16 protein-coding genes are annotated in these 17,635 nt (G+C 54.5%); 7 read left to right on the top strand and 9 right to left on the bottom strand.

Features of this window, described 5'->3' with window-relative positions; genetic code table 11:
• Nucleotides 1-28 precede the first annotated feature (28 nt).
• Entirely contained in the window at nt 29-703 is a 675-nt protein-coding gene (locus JRJ26_14480) for a hypothetical protein (protein MBW2058698.1), read from the bottom strand.
• 611 nt (nt 704-1,314) lie between these two features.
• On the opposite strand from JRJ26_14480, the gene JRJ26_14475 reads away from it, so the two are divergent.
• The 6 genes from JRJ26_14475 to JRJ26_14450 all read left to right on the top strand — a co-directional run bounded on the left by JRJ26_14475 (nt 1,315) and on the right by JRJ26_14450 (nt 9,003).
• Nucleotides 1,315-2,946 carry a PAS domain S-box protein gene (locus JRJ26_14475; protein ID MBW2058697.1) on the top strand — a complete coding sequence of 544 codons (1,632 nt, stop codon included), beginning with the start codon at nt 1,315-1,317 and terminating at the stop codon, nt 2,944-2,946.
• A 141-nt stretch (nt 2,947-3,087) separates the two neighbouring features.
• Complete coding sequence (locus JRJ26_14470; GenBank protein MBW2058696.1) at nt 3,088-3,741, top strand: response regulator transcription factor; 654 nt, start codon at nt 3,088-3,090, stop codon at nt 3,739-3,741.
• 218 nt (nt 3,742-3,959) lie between these two features.
• The gene (gene allB / locus JRJ26_14465; GenBank protein MBW2058695.1) at nt 3,960-5,318 is read left to right on the top strand and encodes an allantoinase AllB; all 1,359 of its coding nucleotides are present in this window, start codon (nt 3,960-3,962) and stop codon (nt 5,316-5,318) included.
• Between the two features lie 46 nt (nt 5,319-5,364).
• Nucleotides 5,365-6,801 carry a cytosine permease gene (locus JRJ26_14460; protein MBW2058694.1) on the top strand — a complete coding sequence of 479 codons (1,437 nt, stop codon included), beginning with the start codon at nt 5,365-5,367 and terminating at the stop codon, nt 6,799-6,801.
• A 142-nt stretch (nt 6,802-6,943) separates the two neighbouring features.
• Nucleotides 6,944-8,173 carry a Zn-dependent hydrolase gene (locus JRJ26_14455; protein ID MBW2058693.1) on the top strand — a complete coding sequence of 410 codons (1,230 nt, stop codon included), beginning with the start codon at nt 6,944-6,946 and terminating at the stop codon, nt 8,171-8,173.
• A 95-nt stretch (nt 8,174-8,268) separates the two neighbouring features.
• Entirely contained in the window at nt 8,269-9,003 is a 735-nt protein-coding gene (locus JRJ26_14450; protein MBW2058692.1) for an aspartate/glutamate racemase family protein, read from the top strand.
• A 194-nt stretch (nt 9,004-9,197) separates the two neighbouring features.
• Here JRJ26_14450 and JRJ26_14445 read toward each other — a convergent pair whose 3' ends face one another.
• From JRJ26_14445 to lexA, 8 genes are all read right to left on the bottom strand, one after another.
• Nucleotides 9,198-9,803 carry a hypothetical protein gene (locus JRJ26_14445; GenBank protein ID MBW2058691.1) on the bottom strand — a complete coding sequence of 202 codons (606 nt, stop codon included), beginning with the start codon at nt 9,801-9,803 and terminating at the stop codon, nt 9,198-9,200.
• Nucleotides 9,804-9,945: 142 nt separating this feature from the next.
• Complete coding sequence (locus tag JRJ26_14440; protein MBW2058690.1) at nt 9,946-10,056, bottom strand: LysM peptidoglycan-binding domain-containing protein; 111 nt, start codon at nt 10,054-10,056, stop codon at nt 9,946-9,948.
• A 478-nt stretch (nt 10,057-10,534) separates the two neighbouring features.
• Nucleotides 10,535-13,615 carry a DNA polymerase III subunit alpha gene (locus JRJ26_14435; protein MBW2058689.1) on the bottom strand — a complete coding sequence of 1,027 codons (3,081 nt, stop codon included), beginning with the start codon at nt 13,613-13,615 and terminating at the stop codon, nt 10,535-10,537.
• A 27-nt stretch (nt 13,616-13,642) separates the two neighbouring features.
• Nucleotides 13,643-13,888 carry a four helix bundle protein gene (locus JRJ26_14430; GenBank protein MBW2058688.1) on the bottom strand — a complete coding sequence of 82 codons (246 nt, stop codon included), beginning with the start codon at nt 13,886-13,888 and terminating at the stop codon, nt 13,643-13,645.
• A gap of 122 nt (nt 13,889-14,010) precedes the next feature.
• A complete protein-coding gene (locus tag JRJ26_14425; GenBank protein MBW2058687.1) occupies nt 14,011-14,355 on the bottom strand; it encodes a DUF5615 family PIN-like protein in 345 nt (114 codons plus the stop codon).
• A 4-nt stretch (nt 14,356-14,359) separates the two neighbouring features.
• Nucleotides 14,360-14,668, bottom strand: a complete 309-nt coding sequence (locus tag JRJ26_14420) for a DUF433 domain-containing protein (GenBank protein MBW2058686.1) — start codon at nt 14,666-14,668, stop codon at nt 14,360-14,362.
• Nucleotides 14,669-14,796: 128 nt separating this feature from the next.
• Nucleotides 14,797-15,948, bottom strand: coding sequence for a hypothetical protein (locus JRJ26_14415; GenBank protein MBW2058685.1), 1,152 nt, complete (start codon nt 15,946-15,948; stop codon nt 14,797-14,799).
• A gap of 58 nt (nt 15,949-16,006) precedes the next feature.
• Nucleotides 16,007-16,630, bottom strand: a complete 624-nt coding sequence (lexA, locus tag JRJ26_14410) for a transcriptional repressor LexA (GenBank protein ID MBW2058684.1) — start codon at nt 16,628-16,630, stop codon at nt 16,007-16,009.
• 236 nt (nt 16,631-16,866) lie between these two features.
• On the opposite strand from lexA, the gene JRJ26_14405 reads away from it, so the two are divergent.
• On the top strand, nt 16,867-17,635 hold a 769-nt coding region (locus JRJ26_14405; GenBank protein ID MBW2058683.1), incomplete at its 3' end, for a hypothetical protein.

Genomic DNA, 17,635 nt, shown 5'->3' with positions numbered 1-17,635 from the left:
GCTGTCCGTGACCCCCCGATGAGTCGGTTCAAAACACGCGTTCCGTCCCCATATTGCAGGCCAACTCGCACAGGCGGCAGTATCGTATGGGCCCGCTGGCCGTGGCTATGTCCGCCTGCATCTGGCCCTGACAACGCACCCGCAGGTAGAAGCCAGGCTCAAAGGCGTCCCGGGGACAGGCCCGGCGGCAAGGCATATCACAGCCTGAACAGGGATCGAAATCCTCGCGCGGAAGCCTGTGTATCCGGGCATCCACCAGCAGGGCGCGCATGCGTACCCGCGGCCCGAATTCCGGTGTGATCAACAGGTTGTTACGGCCTACGATCCCGATTCCGGCAAGCACGGCGGCGTCTTTCAGGAAAACGCCGCCCTTCTCCACGCGGTAGGGAAGTAACTGCCCGTGAATCCGGTGCTCCTGTTTCAGCCATTCCACAAGCTGTTTCCCCACCTGTTCCAGCCTCAGGTCGCCGGGGCTGGTCGTGTTCGCCTCCCACCAGTCCAGCTCCGGTTCGGACTCGTGATGGACAAGAGCCAAAACCACCAGCGATCGGCCCTCGATCAGCCGGGCGTCCCTACCGGCAAGTTCATAGGAAGGTGCCTTCGCGAGGTCAGAAGCAGCGGCGATCCCTGCGAGGGTAGCCCCGAGCTGCCGGGCTTTTGCCACGATCCTATTGCCCAGGGCCGCCGGATGGGATTCGATCATTTCCTTCCCCTGCAGAAAAGGTGAACATCGAGCTTGAAGCTGTCGTTGCCGTGACTTTCTTTTCTTTTTGACCCTGTACCGGGTTGTTTCAGAAGCGGTCTTTCGAGTCCAGCACATGAGCCTGCTTTGTGGTGGGATGAATATAGGAAAAAAGGAGTTGTCCGTCAACAGAAATATCCCGTCCCATGCAAAGCTGGTTCTTTCTTCTCGAACCCGGTCGTCCGGTTCTCCACGAAGGCCTTATCGTAAAACCCTCGTTGATGATCCCGTGCATCATGCCTACGGCCAATGCCCCACCGGTGCCCGGGCACAGTCGGGCGCGAGGCTTATGGCTCACTGCCCGGCCGAGACAGTACGGAAGTCGGAGAACAGAGAATGCGGAAGCCGGACATCCCGCCTTCATGCCGCTTCCATATTTGAAAGCCTTGACAGAGTAATACGTGCGCCATATGTTGACATCGAAGAGATGGTTTGTAACGGGAACCATAAAGAGAATGCGGGGGTTGAGCTACTCTCGGGCGGCGGGGAATCTTCTTCAAGGGGTGTTTTTGGGGTTATCCGGGGCTCTCTTGCTCGGGTCTTCCGGCCTGGGGTCGAGATAAGGGGGTCGCTTGAGAAAATGCATAGGTGAAGGGGTGAGTTTGGATTTGGGCAACAGCCACTCTACTATCCATCTGGTTGAGAATACAGCCTTGGCGAGGGAGTATTTCGACTTGATGGGTATCATGGTCAAGATCGTAGACCTTGACAGGAAAGTCACCTTTGCAAACAGGAAATGCTGTGAGGTCCTGGAGTGCAGAGAAAGCGATATCATCGGCAAGGAGTGGACCGAGACCTTTGTCCCTGAGAGAATCAGATCCAAGCTGGTCCGGTACTTCCATGAACTGATATCCGGACAGATAAAACCGATCGAATTCCACATCAATCCCGTGGTGACCGCCAAGGGGGATGAGAGGATAATCGGCTGGCATAATACATTGCTGAGAGACGAGAATGGTAATATCAGGGCGGTTCTCAGCTCAGGGATAGATCTGACCGCCGGGAAAAGAGCCGAGGCACGGCTAAGAAAGTATGCTGAGAGGCTCAAGAATCTCCAGCACTTTCACAAAGCTATTCTCGCTGCCCGGTCACCTCGGGTCATCGCCGAAGCGGGGCTAGAGAGTATCAGTGGGCTGATCCCCGCTTTGTTGGGCGTGGTCGTGGAACTCGATTTCGAAAGAGAACGGGCGGAAGTGCTTGCCACGAGTTCTGGCTGTAAGGGCCGAATGAAAGCCGGATTTACGATGCGACTCCAAGCCCCGGAGTCTGCCGGCAGGCTCAAAACGGCGGAGATCGTTTCGTTCGAGCAGTATCAGCCCTTGGTAGAGCCTCCCGTGATCGAAGAGTTTTTCAGATCTGCTGGCTTGCCTGCCTGTATCAGGGTACCGTTGCTCGTTCAGGATGATCTGATCGGAACTCTATATTTGAGTTCGGGACTGTTGCCGGAACTGGGGGATGAGCAGATCGAGATAGCCTGTGAATTCGCCAATTCCATGGCAATCGGGATCCACAATGTCAGATTGTTTCAATCCGTCGTCAAACAACGAGAGCAGATACGGTCCATGGCAAAGCGCATTCAGGAAGTCGAAGAGAAACAAAGGCGCGAGTTGGCCAGAGAACTACATGATCAGGTGGGGCAGCGCCTGACGGCACTGAGCATCAATCTCAACCTTATTGGGAGCCAGTTGCCGCGGGAGTATCGAAAAGAGATATCGTCGCGAATCGACGATTCCGTCAGGCTGGTCGAGGAGACAACAAAGCATATAAGGGAGGTAATGTGTGAGCTGCGACCACCTGTGCTGGATGATTATGGATTGTCGGCGGCACTCAGCTGGTTCGGTGAGAAATTCTCTGAGCGGACTGGGTTGAAGCTGGACACTCGGGTCAATGAAATCGAACCCCGCCTACCGATCTCGTTGGAGATGGTTCTGCTGAGGATTGCTCAAGAGGCCCTTAACAACGTGGCTAAGCACGCTGAGGCGGAACATGTGGAAATACTGTTCGAAAGTACCCCTGATCAGGTTGTCTTGACCGTAAGAGATGATGGCATGGGATTCGACGCAAGAAGTCTGCAGATGCCAAAAGGTACGACAGGGTGGGGGCTGATAACAATGAGGGAACGTGCAGCAGCGGTCGGCGCTGAACTTTTCGTGGGATCAGAGGTCGGTAAAGGTACCGAAGTTACTGTAGTCATAACGAGATAAGGAAAACGACGGATGGACAGATCCGGATTGTGAGCTCTTCCGGGGAGCCGGGTGTCCTGGTCGAGTCCAGAACATCGCTGGCCGGAAGGGAGCACGCGTATTATCAGGAATTCTGCCGCAGATTTCCATGAGGTTCGGAAGATGGCTATCAAGGTTCTTCTGGCTGACGATCACACCATAGTCCGGAACGGCATACGGCTTCTCTTGGAAATGGAAGACGATATCAGGGTAGTTGGAGAAGCCGGTAGCGGTAGGGAGGTAGTCGCCCAGGTAAGGAAGGTCTGCCCCGACGTGGTTATCATGGATATCGAAATGCCTGAGTTGAACGGCATAGATGCTATAGAAAGGGTTCTGGAGTCATGCCCTTCATGTGCCGTGGTGGTCCTTTCAATGCACTCGACTTCAGAGCACATACTGCGGGCTCTTAAGGCGGGCGCGAGAGGATATATCGTGAAGGAGGCCGCCGGTAAGGAATTGGTTCATTCTGTTCGTACTGTCGGTTTGGGGCGGCGCTATCTGTGCCAGCAGATTATGGAAAATCTGGTCGGCACGTGTCTTGACGAAAGAGGACCGGCCCGATCTGAGGCTCCCGTGGAAAAACTCAGTCTGAGAGAACGAGAGATCCTGCAACTGGTTGTGGAAGGCAAAACCAGCGCTGAAATTGCAGGCATTCTGTATATCTCGCAAAAGACGGTGGAAACTTACCGTAGCCGAATGATGCGGAAGCTGGAAATTTCCGATGTCCCCAATCTGGTGAAATTTGCGCTTCGCCACGGCTTGACGTCCCTCGAATAGGGCGGAATCGGTCGGCCGGATTTTTCATACTTTCCCCACAAAAATTTCAAATTCTCCCGACATACAAAGACCTTTCCCTTTGCTACCAAGAAAATGTCGATATCTGTGAATCGGCCGCAAGCCGCGTCTCCTTTGACCAGGCCTATTCAGTGAGGACGATCTGTATTTTGGGAATAGGGAGACCCGTCCCCGAAGAGCACCGAGAAAGGAATGGTTCCATGCAAGTAGAGACAAGAATCATAAACGGCAAGATAGTGACGCCCAGTGCTATCGTTGAAGCAGGAATAGCCATCGAGAACGGCAAATTTGTCGCGATTGCAGATGATCGGAGTCTACCCAAAGCTCGAAATACACTGGATGCAGAGGGACGTTACATACTGCCAGGAATTATCGATGAGCATGTCCATACCCTGGATATGGGAATGGCAGAGACAAACGAGAATTTTATTACCGGATCGATGGCAGCAGCAGCCGGTGGCGTAACGACCGTCTGTGAAATGCCGCTGTGCATACCTGCAACGACGAGTCTGGAGGCATTCCAAGAAAAGAGAAATGTAGCTGACAAGAAATTCATCGTCGATTTTGCTTTCTGGGGTGGAGCTGTTCCGGGAAACCTCGATGAGATTCCTAAGATGGTTGATGCGGGCGCCATCGGTTTCAAGGCGATGATGGCCGGATCCGTTCCGGGCGTTTTCGAGGTTCTGGATGACGGCATGTTGCTGGACGCCTTTAGGAAGATAGCCGATTGTGGGTCTGTGGCGACGGTTCATGCGGAAAACGAGGTGATAATCAATCATCTGATGAACAAACTCAGGACAGAAGGCAGAAAGGACATACATGCTTTCTTCGAGGCGTGCCCTGTTCTGGAAGAAGTAGAGGCGATTTCACGGGCTGCGATGTTGGCCGAAGAGGCGAGATGCCGGCTCCATATAGTCCATGTCAGTTGTCCTCAGGGTGTGGAGATCATCTACAGGAGGAGGGAAGGGGGACAGGAGATAACCTGTGAGACCGGCCCTCATTACCTGGCGTTGTGCCAAGAAGACGGGGACCGGCTGGGACCGTACCTGAAATTTGCACCTCCTGTCAGGTCCAGGGAAGAAACGGAAAAGCTATGGGAACAGGTGGCTAAGGGGCAGGTCGAAGCTCTGGGTTCGGACCATGGGCCGCACCCAAAGGAAAACAAGGAGAGAGGGTGGGCCGACATATGGCAGGCCGGTAACGGGGCTATCGCCCTGGAATCGTTCCTCCCGGTCCTGTTGAGCGAGGGAGTCAACAAGGGGAGGATTTCAATCCAGAACCTGGTTTCCTTGGTCTGCGAAAATCCGGCAAAGCTCTTCGGGATCTACCCGCAAAAAGGGACAATTCAAGTCGGATCCGACGCGGATCTTGTCATCGTAGATATGAAGAAGAAAGGGGTTATCGACGCCCAGAAATTCCACTCGTTGCATAAACATTCTCCTTTCGACGGTCTTGAGATCAAAGGGATGCCCGTTCTGACCATGGTGCGGGGCAGAATCGTAGCCGAAGAGGGAGAAGTAACGGGAGACCCGGGTTACGGCAGGTTTGTCAGGCCGTAAACGTTTCTGACCTTGGATGCAAAAACACGAAAGAGAGGGCTCTGATATGGAAGGCTTAGAAAAAGTTGAACAGGCGGAACTCGAGGTGACCATTGATCAGCAAAAAGCGAAAGGTTCCCACCTCGACCTCAGTGGTGTCAGTGTTCTCCCTCGCAGGTACAGTGACAGAACGGTGGGTTTCGGCGGCCTTACCGTGATCTGGTTCGCGATGTCTGTCCAACTCGCCTTGTTTATGAGCACCGCGCAGATGTACCCGTCGCTCAGCGGATGGCAGATCCTGCTGGCTTTACTGCTGTCGTACAGCCTGGTAGCCGTCGTCATGTGGTTTACGCAAGACCTGGGAATAAAATACGGCATTCCCTTCGCCGTTGCCATGCGAACGTCCTTCGGATATATGGGTACCCAGATACCGGCTTATCTCAGGGCTATTCCGGCCATGTTTTGGTTCGGTTTTCAAACGTGGATCGGCGCGATGGCGATCGCGGCTGTAACCAACATGTTGTTCGGCTGGTCGAACCTTTTGCTCTACATCATAATATTTGCCGCGATTCAGATCGTCCATACCTACTTCGGAATACGGCCGGTCTTGAGGATCAGCTATGTTGCAACCCCTATCCTTATTGGGGTGGGGATCTACCTCCTGGTCCTTCTCCTGTCGCGTTCAGACAAATCATTCTGGGGATTGATGGCTATGGGAGGAAAAGGCGGTGGGATTTCTCTTCCCCTGGGAATAATGGTCTTGGTAGGTGGCTGGGCCACTCTTGCCGTGAGTATTCAGGATATCACGAGGGAGTGCGAAGTAACTGCCGAGGAAACAAGGAGTTGGTGGAAATCAACCAGGAAATACATGGCGGCTCAGTGGATTGGTCTTGTCCCAGCCTCGATGTTTTTCGGTATTCTGGGAATGATCTCCATGGTGGTGATCGGGGATTGGAATCCCATCGTGATTATGACGAAGGTCATCGGGCCGGAGAGCCCGGTAATGCTCATTCTATGCCTCCTCTTCGTGTTCCTGGCTACATGGTCCACCAACGACTCCGCCAATCTGTTTCCCCCGGCTTATGTGATCAGCAACACCTGGCCGTCCAAGATCACTTTCGGCATGGGAGTCATAATCGCAGGCGTGATAGGCGTGGCCATGCAGCCATGGAAAGCCGCGCCCCAGATAATAACGGCCCTCGGAGTGATCGGGGGCGCGCTCGCTCCGGTGGCGGGTATCATAATATGCGACTACTACATTTTGAGGAGAAGGAGGATAAACATCAACGAGTTGTACACGCCAAACGGGCAGTACAGGTATTGGAAGAACTGGAATCCGGCGGCTCTGATTTCTTACGCCATAGCGATAGCAGTCTGCATACCGGTGTGGGACTATATGTATATCGTGGGAATGTTCGCATCCGGCATCGCATACTATTTCCTGATGAAATTTTGGATTGTGAAAGTCTATCCCCAGCCGGAGATCACAGGCGGCCACGTGTAAGAGGGAGGTGTTGTTCTGCCTGGAAGCGAGGTCCCTCTGTCTGCTACCCGGTTCCAGGTGGGAGTGGTGGTTGGAGTGTGCCTGTTCACAGTCAGGCTCAGATACGAGGGAATTAGCATCGAAGAAGCGTTAGGGGTTGGGCATGGAAGTCAATATCGATCGTATCAAGAAGGATCTCGACACCTTGAACTCTTTCAACATGACTCCAGGCAAAGGTATCACGCGTCTCACCTTCAGCCCGGAATACATGAAGGCATATAACTACGTGATCGCTCAGCTCGAGAAGATCGGGGCAGAGGTAACCATTTGCAGGGCCGGCTGTATCAGGGGTAGGATCAATGGGAGTGATCCTGCCAAACCGGCGGTAATGAGCGGTTCACATATAGACACGGTCCTGAACGGGGGCCCGTTTGACGGCCAGGTCGGAACCCTGTCGGCCCTCGAGGTTGCCAGGGTCGTTGTTGAAAACGAGGTGTCCCACACCTGCCCCATCGATGTCGTAGTCTTCCCAGAGGAAGAAGGGGTGCGTTTTAGGTTTGGTATGGCTGCGAGTTCAACATGGGCCGGCTCCATGGAACTCGAAAAACTCTACAAGACTCGAGACAGCGAAGGCGTGACGTATCAAGAGGCAATGGAATCTGCCGGAATCGTGGTGGAAGATGAATCCCAGTTGGTATCGGAGAATGTGAAAGCGATGCTCGAAGTCCATATCGAACAGAGCGTTATCCTGGATCGCCGGGGTTTGTCGATTGGGGTCGTCGAGTCCATCGCCGGGGCAAAGTGGTGCGATCTTGTCATTACGGGTAAAGCCGACCATGCCGGTGGAACCCCTATGGCATACAGAAGGGATGCTCTCCAGGGGGCCGCCAGAATCATAGGAGCATTGGAGGATATTGCTGCCAATCAGATGGGACCGCATACCGTGGGCACTTGCGGGTACATAAAGGTGGAACCTGGGGTGGGCAATGTCATACCAGGGCGTGTCGAGATGGTGTTTGACCTGAGAGATTCCAAGGCTTCCAACCTGGAAAAGATGGTCGCCAAAATAGACCAAGTCGCTGAGGGAATCTGCCGAGAAAGAGGACTCGGCCTGGAGATGTCCGAGCGCTTCAGCATACCCCCGGTAGAGATTCCGACATACCTGGCGGACTTGATCTTCCGGTGTGCGGAGAAACGCGGAATGAAGCCCTTGAGAATGATGAGCGGGGCGCTTCACGACTCGTGCAAGCTGGCCCCCGTGACGGATATAGGGATGATTTTCGTGCCGAGCAAAGACGGCCGTTCGCATTGTCCGGAAGAATGGACTGAATTGGAAGATATAAAAGCGGGAGCAGATGTTCTTCTGGATGCGGTGGTGGAACTGGCTGCCTGACACGTGGCCTGTCCAAGGATCGAGCAGGGGAAGGCAACAGAGCTTGCCGTCGAGAATGTTCGATCGGGTGTGGAGTTACAAACACGAGGTGTACCATGAAAATACTGATCATAAACCCCAATACCTCTGTGGAGATGACAAAAGGGATCGACGAGATCGCCAAGAAGTATGCGAGAGCCGATACCTCGATAGAGACGGTCTGCCCGAGGGAGGGGCCGCGCTCTATAGAGTCTTACTATGAAGAGGATTTGGTCGCCCAGGGAGTGCTGGAAAAAGTGATCGAAGCAAACGAGAGATGTTTTGATGCCATAATCATCGCCTGCTACGGCGATCCTCATCTGCAGAGTTCGAGAGAGATTTCCGAGATCCCGGTGTATGGAATCGCAGAGGTGTCGATGCATATGGCATGTCTTTTCGGCCATAGATTTTCGATCGTTACCGTTCTTGAGAGGGCACGACCGATTTTCGAGGATCTGGTGAGACGGGTCGGGCTTGAGGCCAAGTGCGCATCGATAAGGACCACAAGTCTTGCGGTTCTTGACATAGAAAAGGACCCGAGCGTTGCCCTCAAAATTCTGACCGAAGCGGGTCGGGCTGCAGTCATGGAAGATGGTGCAGAAGTGATATGCCTTGGCTGTGCGGGGATGGCCGGTCTGGACAAGCCGATGGAGGAGGAGTTAGGAGTCCCGGTTTTGGACGGTGTCGTTTGTGCCGTGAAGGTAGCAGAGGCAGCCTTCGACTACAAGATCAGGCTGTCCAAGATCAAGGCATACAAGAGGCCGGAGCCGAAGGAATTCGTGGGATTGCAGGGATTCGTAATCGGCCGATGAAACGATAGAATCGCCCCAGTCCTTGGTAGCCTGTCGGTGGCGAGCCCGAAGTGGTGTGGAATCCTGTTGCCCATGTAGCAGGGGCCTCTGAAATTGGTCCGGAGGGTGTAAGGGGGGAAAGAGGTCTATCTGATCCCTCCGGAGTATTCTAAACCTCGGTCTATTCTCTGTCTGGTCCATTTGTACGGCCCTTGTTACATGATTCCCGTGTATCTTTTTTGAACCAGGGCCTGGTGGATGGCATTGATAAAAACAGATAGAGTCGGATACGGGTAACTCCACAGCGTTTTGGATACCAAAGCACAGGGGGGCAGGTCACTGCACTCCAGAAGAACGACTCCTATGTCCGGGTGACGCTCGGCGGGACCTCTGGCCGCGGTTACAACGTCGTTTCTCAGGATGTCCGTATCCAGGACATCTCTTCTACCTGGCATGAGGACCTCATTGAATTCTTTTGAATCATCCAGGCCTGCAACCGCGATAGGAATGGATTCATCCACACCGGCAGCCTCCAGATACGCTCTGGTGAGCTTCTTGGCAGAAGCAGTGATTACGCCTATGCTTTGGTCTGGGCAGATCATGCGATGGAGCAGTGGGATGAGCATCAAGGGAGAGGTAAAGACGGGGACTCTCACCTCAGTGACCGCCACCTTCTGGAGAAGGGCAAAAAAGCCACAGGACGCGACGATGGCCCTGATGCCCTCTTGTTCCAGTTCTTTGATGGTCCTGACAAACCGCCTCACGTCCTGCTTGTAGTTACCCGATTCATCGCGTATTGGAGGAGAAGGCGGGCTGTTCAACCCTTCAATACCGTAAGTGGATCGCCCACCTTTGACCAGCGTATGCTGCCTCCTTACCTCCGTTCCCCCATGAGGGCAGCGGCGACGTGAAAACCGTGTCTTTGCAAACCGATGAGTTGGCCGACCCTAAGAACACGACCAGTCAGCCCCCGCGAGCAACCAGGATTTTCTGGCCCGGGTAAATCGTCTGGTCTTTGGTGATATTGTTGAGGCGGCACAACTCATCCACCGTGACGCCGTAAGTCTTGGCGATCTTGTAAAGGGTATCCCCCGTGACGGGTTTGTTTGCCGTTCAGGATCACCCTTTTGGCAAGTGATAAGAACTCGTCCTCTGATGGGATGAGCGTAGCACAGGATGGGCCTGTGCAGTCAAGGAAGTGAATGCTACGATATCTGGCGGATAGCGGTCATTGGTAGCAATACGCAAACCTCGAGTGCATAGAGGCTGATGGCCTGGTGGGTGATGGGATTGTGTTGGGGTTCCTGAATTGGGTAAACGAAGTGTGGGAGCCCTCTGGTTTGAAGTCACGACCTATGGGCATTCATAGGGTATTCGGGGTCTTTGTAGAGGTTATCCTCAGAAGATGGGATCTGAGAATCTGAGTAATCTAACTGGATACGTAACGATGGAGCATTGGCGACGAGTCATCTCCGGAGGCATCAATTGGTGCGCTTCAGCGCGGCCCATGGGACTGGCGGAAAGAGCAAGGATAAGAGGCTGTTCGCCAGGCTCAGAATGACAAATCAGGATGGCCGGCAGGCAAAGCCCCTGGTTTCTCGGTTTTTGGGATTTTATAGAAAAGCCGCGTATCCACATGACCGACGTTTAGGGTCACGCAGCCGTGGTCGTCTGTAATGCGCCCCTTGAGCACAAAGGGCTCGTTGAGGTCGATCAGGTGGGCATAGCGGCGGAAGGCCCGGGGGAAGATGTTGGTCTCAAAGATGGCGGTTGTATCCTCAAAGGAGACAAACTCCATGAGCTCGTCCTTGCTGGTGATAACGGTTCTGCTCGTTATGCACCAGCCCACCATGGTGACCTCCCGTCCTATGTGTTTTTTCATGTCCTTTGCCTGGATGTAGTCGAGCCCTTTGAGCCTCTCCCTGTAAAGGGTCAGGGGATGGGTGCTGATGAGAAACCCCAGGGTCTCTGCCTCGTGGCGGAGTTCTGTCTGACGGTCATAGGCTTTGAGAGGAGGCACCGGGTAGTCCGTGCCGTGAAAGGCAAACAGGTGCCCTGTCGTGCCCCTTTTCTGGACCACCGTGGAGTGGCTTCTCGTGTGGGCAAGAAAGATCCACATGATCTGGGATCGGCTCATTTCGGGCTCAAGAGAGTCGAGGGCACCTGACTTTACAAGCAGGATCCCGTCTGCCTCAGGGATAGAAACCCGTTCGAGCAGATCCTGGAGAGACCTGAAGGGTCCTTGCCGGCCTCGCTCTTCCAGGATAGCTCGGGTGGTTTTGCTGCTCAGCCCCTTGATCTGCATGAACCCCACCCTGATGGCCCTGTAGCTTGGACTGCGCCCCTCCCCTTCGGCCCGGTAGTGGAAGAGGCTCCTGTTGATATCCGGAAGAAGTACACTGATCCCCATGCGCTTTGCCTCTGAGATGTAGGCAAAGGTGGTATAGAAGCCCCCCTGGTTGCTGATGACCGATGCCATGAATTCTGCTGGATAGTGGGCCTTGAGATAGGCCGATTTGTAGGAGACCATGGCAAAGGAGGCCGAATGGGGCTTGCAGAAAGAATACCCCCTGAAGGATTCCGTCATCTCCCAGATCTCATCGAGGGTCTTCCGGGTGACCCCCCGCCTCTGGGCTCGCTCCTCAAAGATCCTCTTGTAGGCGGCAAACCTTCCCCAGTCACGCTTCTTGGTCAGGACCTTGCGAAGGTCATCGGCCTCCTCAGGGCTGAAGCCGGCAAGGGCCATGGCCACCCGGGAGACATCCTCCTGATAGACCATGATGCCGTAGGTCTCTTTCAAGAGATCCCGGACCGCGGGATGAAAGGGCTTGTAGGGTTTTCCGTGGAGCCTTTCTATGTACTCGGTGATGAACCGGTTTGCTGCGGGCCGGATGATAGAGGAATGGATGACCAGATGGTCGAAGTCCCCCACGCGGGCCTTTTTCTGAAGGTTTCTCATGGCCGGGGACTCCACGTAGAAGACCCCCATGGTCTGGCCCGTACGCATGATCTCTTTGGCGCCCGGGTCATCAAGGGGAGAAAACCTGTGGTAGGGGATCTCGATACCGTAGTTCTCCTTTACGGCCTCGAGGCCGTCCCGGATCACGGCCAGGGACCGGTTGCCCAGGATGTCCATCTTGACAAGGCCTGCCTCTTCGGCCGCGTCCTTGTCCCACTGGATCACCTGGCGGCCGTCGCGGGAGATCTCCATGGGCACATAGTGGGCCACCCCACTGGGAACAATGACCAGACCCCCACAGTGGACCGAGAGGTGCCGTGGATAGCCGACAATTGACTGGGCCTGGCGGATGATCCTCTTCCAGTCGTCATCAATATCGATTCCCCGGAAGCGGGGATTGTCCCGGATCTGTTCCTCGATGGTGGCCTCTGGTCCGTAGAAGAGAGAAAACCCGATCTTCTTGGTGATAAGCCCGATGTCTGAATCGGAGAACCCGTAGACCTTGGCCACCTCTCTTAGGGCCCCCCGAACCTGATAGGTGACATGGGTCGAGACCATGGCGGTCCGCTCAGAACCGTACTTTCTGAAGGCATACTTTAGAACCTCCTCTCTTTCGTCCCAGGGAAAGTCGATATCGATGTCGGGTGGGTCTTTCCTGTCCTCATTGAGAAAACGTTCGAAAAAGAGATCATACCGTATTGGGTCGACCTGGGTGATCCCCAGAAGATAGGAGATGATGCTTGCCGCAGAAGAACCCCGGCCGCAGGTATAGGGGTTCTGCCTGGCAATGTCCTCCATGATAAGGAAGTATTCGGAGAAGCCCTTTCTTGCGACGATGCCAAGCTCCTTTTCAAGGCGGCTTTTGATTTCTGGCGTCATCCTCCCGTAGCGGCGCCTTACCCCTTCGAGGCACTTCTGTTTCAGGAGGAGAAAGAGATCCCCCTTCTCTTCCATTGCATCCCGGGAGACGATCCAGGAACCAAGGTCCCAAAAGTCCTCGATCCCCTTTGCAATCCTGTGAGAGTTCTTAAGAGCCTCGGGCGCCCAGGCAAACTCCCTTTCCATGGTCTCCGGGGGTTTGAGCCACTGGTCGCTTCGGGCATGAAGATCGGGTGTGAGCCGGCCGAAGGTGCTGTTGAGGCCGATCACCCGGAGCAACCGCTGCCTGTCAAAGTCTGTGGGACGGGCAAAGTAGACGGCGTTGGTCACCACGGCGGGAATCCCAAGCTCCAGGGCGGCCCGGTACCTGTCGATCAAGCCCGGACGGAGTTCAAAAAAGAGGGTTTTTTCCCGGGGAAGCCCGGAGAGAAGCCCCAGATCCGGGGAGATGATAAAGAGCTCTGCCAGATCCTCTTCCTGGAGAGCCTCAAGAAGGGAGAAGTGGGGATCCATGTGGCGCCTGGTGATAAGACGGCAAAGGGCGCTGTAGCCCGTGCGTGTCCTGGGCAGGATGAGAGCCGAATGACCTGGCAGGTCATTGAGAAGTGCCCCCACGAGGAGCCGAACCCCGTAGTGTTCGGCAGCCTTTCGCTGGTGCATAAGGCCGTAGAGGCCATTGGTATCGGTAACGGCAAGGGTGTCGATGCCTCGCTTTCGGGCCGCCTCGAAGAGCTCCTCAGGGGAGGAGGCCCCCTCGTGAAAGCTGTAGTAGGTATGAACGTGGAGATGGATCACAAAACACCAGGAGTCAGGAGTCAGAAATCAGGAGTCAGAAGTCAGGATAGATTTGGAATAGGCGTTAAGCAGCTTGCTTACCTCTTCCAACTGGGTCATCAACTGATCGGTAACCAGGTATCCGAGGTCTTTTGCAAGGATCAAATAATAGCGGCATTCCTCCAGAGAGCCGTGAGCGATATTCAGGAAACGGTATTTGTCGGATTTACCCGTTTTTCTGAATCCCTCAGCGATATTGGCCGGGTTGGTTGATGTCTGAGTTTTACTCTTCACTCCCTCAGTATTCCTGAAATGCCCCTCCCTTTACCAATAAATTTGTAATGTTCAAAACTTGAGGCATTATCCTATCTCCATCGATATGATTTGGATATTGAAATAAATTACTTCAAGCCATCTCACAAAAACTCTATATGGTTGGCTATGTCTTCCGCAGTGAGCACAGATGTTAGCACCCTTATTTTTCGGATGCATTCACCGATGGAATAGCTCTTCTGGTGACAGTAAATGATCCCGTGATGACTCCTCCCTTCCTCCATCCATCTTGCCGCAATCCGAAGAAAATCAGTATCGTGGGTGAAAATGGCCGCCTTTTCATTGTCGGCATAGATCAATTGTTCTTCATCTGTCATTCCCAGGTTGTGCGTATCCCTGGCGGAAAAGGCATCCACTCCCCTTCTTTCCAAGCCCTCCGCAATGGCCACATCGACGCTTTCCTCCGTATAGATCCTGATCTTACCCATGGCCCTATGAGATTTTTGAAGAGATTTTCTCCTTCAGCCGAGCGATAAACTCCTGGTCCTGCTCAGCCTTTTGATCCAGTTCATCCCTGTTCTCGTAATAAAAGGAAAGGGCGTCATGGACTTGGGGGAGATTGAGGTGGGGGTGTGACCTGATGATTTCGTCGGGTGAGTGTCCAAGCATTTCATATTCGATCGCTATGTCGATTACACGGGTCCTAGTCCCTTCGATGATAGGGCTCCCACCGCATATCTCTTTGTTCTTCACTACAAAAGGATGGTTTGTGTTTTCTATCCTCAAGGCCTGTCCTGCCATTTTCTTTGCTCCCTTTAACTTCTTTGAATCTTTTCGTTTACCTAATAACATAATGACCTTAGAAAATCAAAGCAAAGGTTCCTGCTGCCTGTCTTTTCATTCTCACTTCTGATTCCTGATTCCTGCCTTCATGCTATCTCTGCCCCATAGAGCACACTGTCAAAGGAGAATCTCTTCCGGATTCGGTCGATGGCCTTTGTCAGGGGAGCTCCGGTCGGAGGAGCATCGAAAAGATCCATCTGGGACTGGGCCGTGCTCCACCCGCGGAGGCAGAGGGTCATCTCCTCTACGTGGACGCGGCGGGTGCAGGCCTCTCGTGTCAGGCGGGTGAAGGTAGGGATGAAGGCAAAGGGGGCATAGGCGGCCCGGTCGAGGGGGATCGATCTTTTCGTCCGTTTTCTGTCAGCGTAGGTTATGGAGAGTTCCGCCCTTCGAGCAAAGTAGTCGAGTTCTCTGAGCTTTGCCAGGAGCCGGTCCGCGCTTCGGATCACTTCCCTGGTCAACACGGCCAGGTCGTTGGTCACATGGGCGAGGTGGATCCGCTCCTCCAGCCTTCGGGGCTGTTCCGGGAGGACCAGAGGCGAGGGGTCCACCCCGCGGGCCCGGTGGAAGAGAACGTATCCGAAATTGCCGAAGACCGAGACCATCTGCTCCACTGGAATGGCCGCCACGTCTCTCACGAGGTGGAGGTTCAACTCCAGGAGCTGTCGTGTGATCTCCCCGGCAAATCCCGTCAGCACCCGAACACTCAGGGGTTCGAGAAAGAGTCTTTCAGAGCCCTCCAAAACTTCAAAGACCGGTTCTGACTCGGCGGCCGTATCAGCCACCCGACTGATGAGTTTGCTGCTTCCGATTCCGGATCGTGCGGGAATCCCGAGTTTTTGCCGGATCTCTCTGCAGAGATGGAGGGCTATATCGAGGCTCCGGCCCATCAGCCTTCCCATACCGCTGATGTCGAGATAGGCATGACCATGGCGGTACGGCTCAATAAGAGGGGAGAAAGTCCTGCATTCCCGGAGCATGGCATGATAGGCGGTCTGGTAAAGAGGGCCGTTGTAGGGGAGAACCACCAGGTTCCGGCACCGCCTCATGGCTTGCCCGACGGCAAGAGAGGGAAAGACGCTTTCACTGCCGGCCTCGCGAGAGGAGGCGATGATCCGTCCGTCAGAACAGAGTGATGTGGCAACCGCCACCGGGCGGTTTCTGAGGGAAGGGTCGGCCACCCTTTCGACTGCCACGGGGAATTCAGGTACAGAGATATGGAGGAGACGGCGGTTCATGGCATCCTATCCGTTCCCTTCAGTCGTTTGAAGACGAGCGAAGCGATTGAACGGTTTCTCACGGATACTTTCTAAGAAGGCCGACCACGATCCCCTGAATGGCAACCCGGCTCTCTTCGCACACCATCTCCTCATAGGCCGGATTGGTCGGGCTCAGGGTGACCGTGCCGTCTCCGTTGCGGCGAAACCTTTTGACCGTGGCCTCATGCTCGTCGATGAGGGCTACGACGGTCTGACCATTCTCGGCGTCTTCACTACGGCGGACAATGATCACGTCGCCGTCGCAGATCCCGTCGCCGATCATGGAGTCCCCCTTCACCCGGAGTGCGAAATTCTCGCCCCGCCCCAGGAGTTCCTCCGGAACTTTCACCGTCTCATAATCGAGGATCGCTTCGATGGGTTTGCCCGCCGCCACCTGGCCGGCCAGGCGGAGTTCCACTGCGCCTCCGGGCTCCAGGGGAAAGGGATGGACAAGGCGGAGGGAGCGGTTCTGGTTCCATTCCTTAAGGAGGATGCCTTTTCTGGAGAGCGCCATGATATGGCTCTGTACGGTCCCTAAGGATGAAAGGCCCAGGTGTTCTGCAATCTCCCGTTGTGTGGGAGCTCGCCCGTGGAGATCTGAATACTCCTGGATAAACCGTACAATGGATCTCTGTCTGGGAGTAAGGTAAGGAATCTTCATACTTACGATTATATGCGTAAGTTAGTCGTATGTCAAGGTCTTTATGGCTGGCCCACCGCTTCTGCAATGTCGTTCGGGGGCAAGGGTGTTCCCCGAAACCCGGGAAACTGGAACCATGGCCTCTATCGCCGGTCTGCCGGCCGGAGGCGTCTCTTGCAGTCTGCGGTTGCCAAAATGAGAGCCAGAAGATACCATCTATCTCTGCACGATCAATCAAGAATCAGGAGGTTGACACGATGTGGATGAGAATGGGTTGCCCCTCAGGGTTCAAAACGCTCCTTTTGACCCTAATTCTTCTGATTGCCACGACCACTCATGGCAATTCGCAACAGCAGACAGCAGAGGGCCTCCAGATCTCCCCGGAGAACCTGAAGGCCCTTATAGAGACCCTTGAGACACGGGAGAAGCGGGAAGCCCTGATCAAGCAGTTGAAGATCCTGGCAGAGTCTCAAAAGATCCAGGCAGAAGAGCAGACCCGCGAGAGGAAGGCCTCCAACATCGTCGAGACGGTTATCATGGAATACGGTCAGATGACCCGTGAGGCCTCCCGTTTTTTCCACGGTCTCTTCGATCTCGCCCGCCGGATGCCCCAGGGGGTGGAACGCGCCATGGCTTATCTCTCAGCAGAGGAGAACAGGGCGGTACTCTACGAGACGATCGTCGTCCTTGGCGCCGGGATCGCGTTGGCCCTTCTCATCATCCTGCTGGTCAGACGGTTCACCTCTGCCCTTTCAAAGAAGCTCTTGGCGGGTAAGGAGCGGACAGGCAGGGCAAGGATCTACGAGGCAGCCGTCACTGTGGTAATCCGGGTGAGCCCCTATGGTGCTCTCTTGGTGGGGGCGATCTTTGTCCTCAACCTTCTTGGAGTTCAGGGCCAGCTCTATCTATTCGTGTTCCTCTTTCTCCTCACCCTCCTCCTCTATGAGTCGATCTTCACACTTTCCAGGATTCTTCTCAATCCTTATGATCCGAAGATACGGATAGTCCCAGTGACCGACGAGACCT

The sequence above is a fragment of the Deltaproteobacteria bacterium genome, assembly GCA_019308905.1.
GTDB lineage: Bacteria > Desulfobacterota > BSN033 > WVXP01 > WVXP01 > JAFDHF01.
This window is presented reverse-complemented; position numbering and strand designations above follow the sequence as displayed.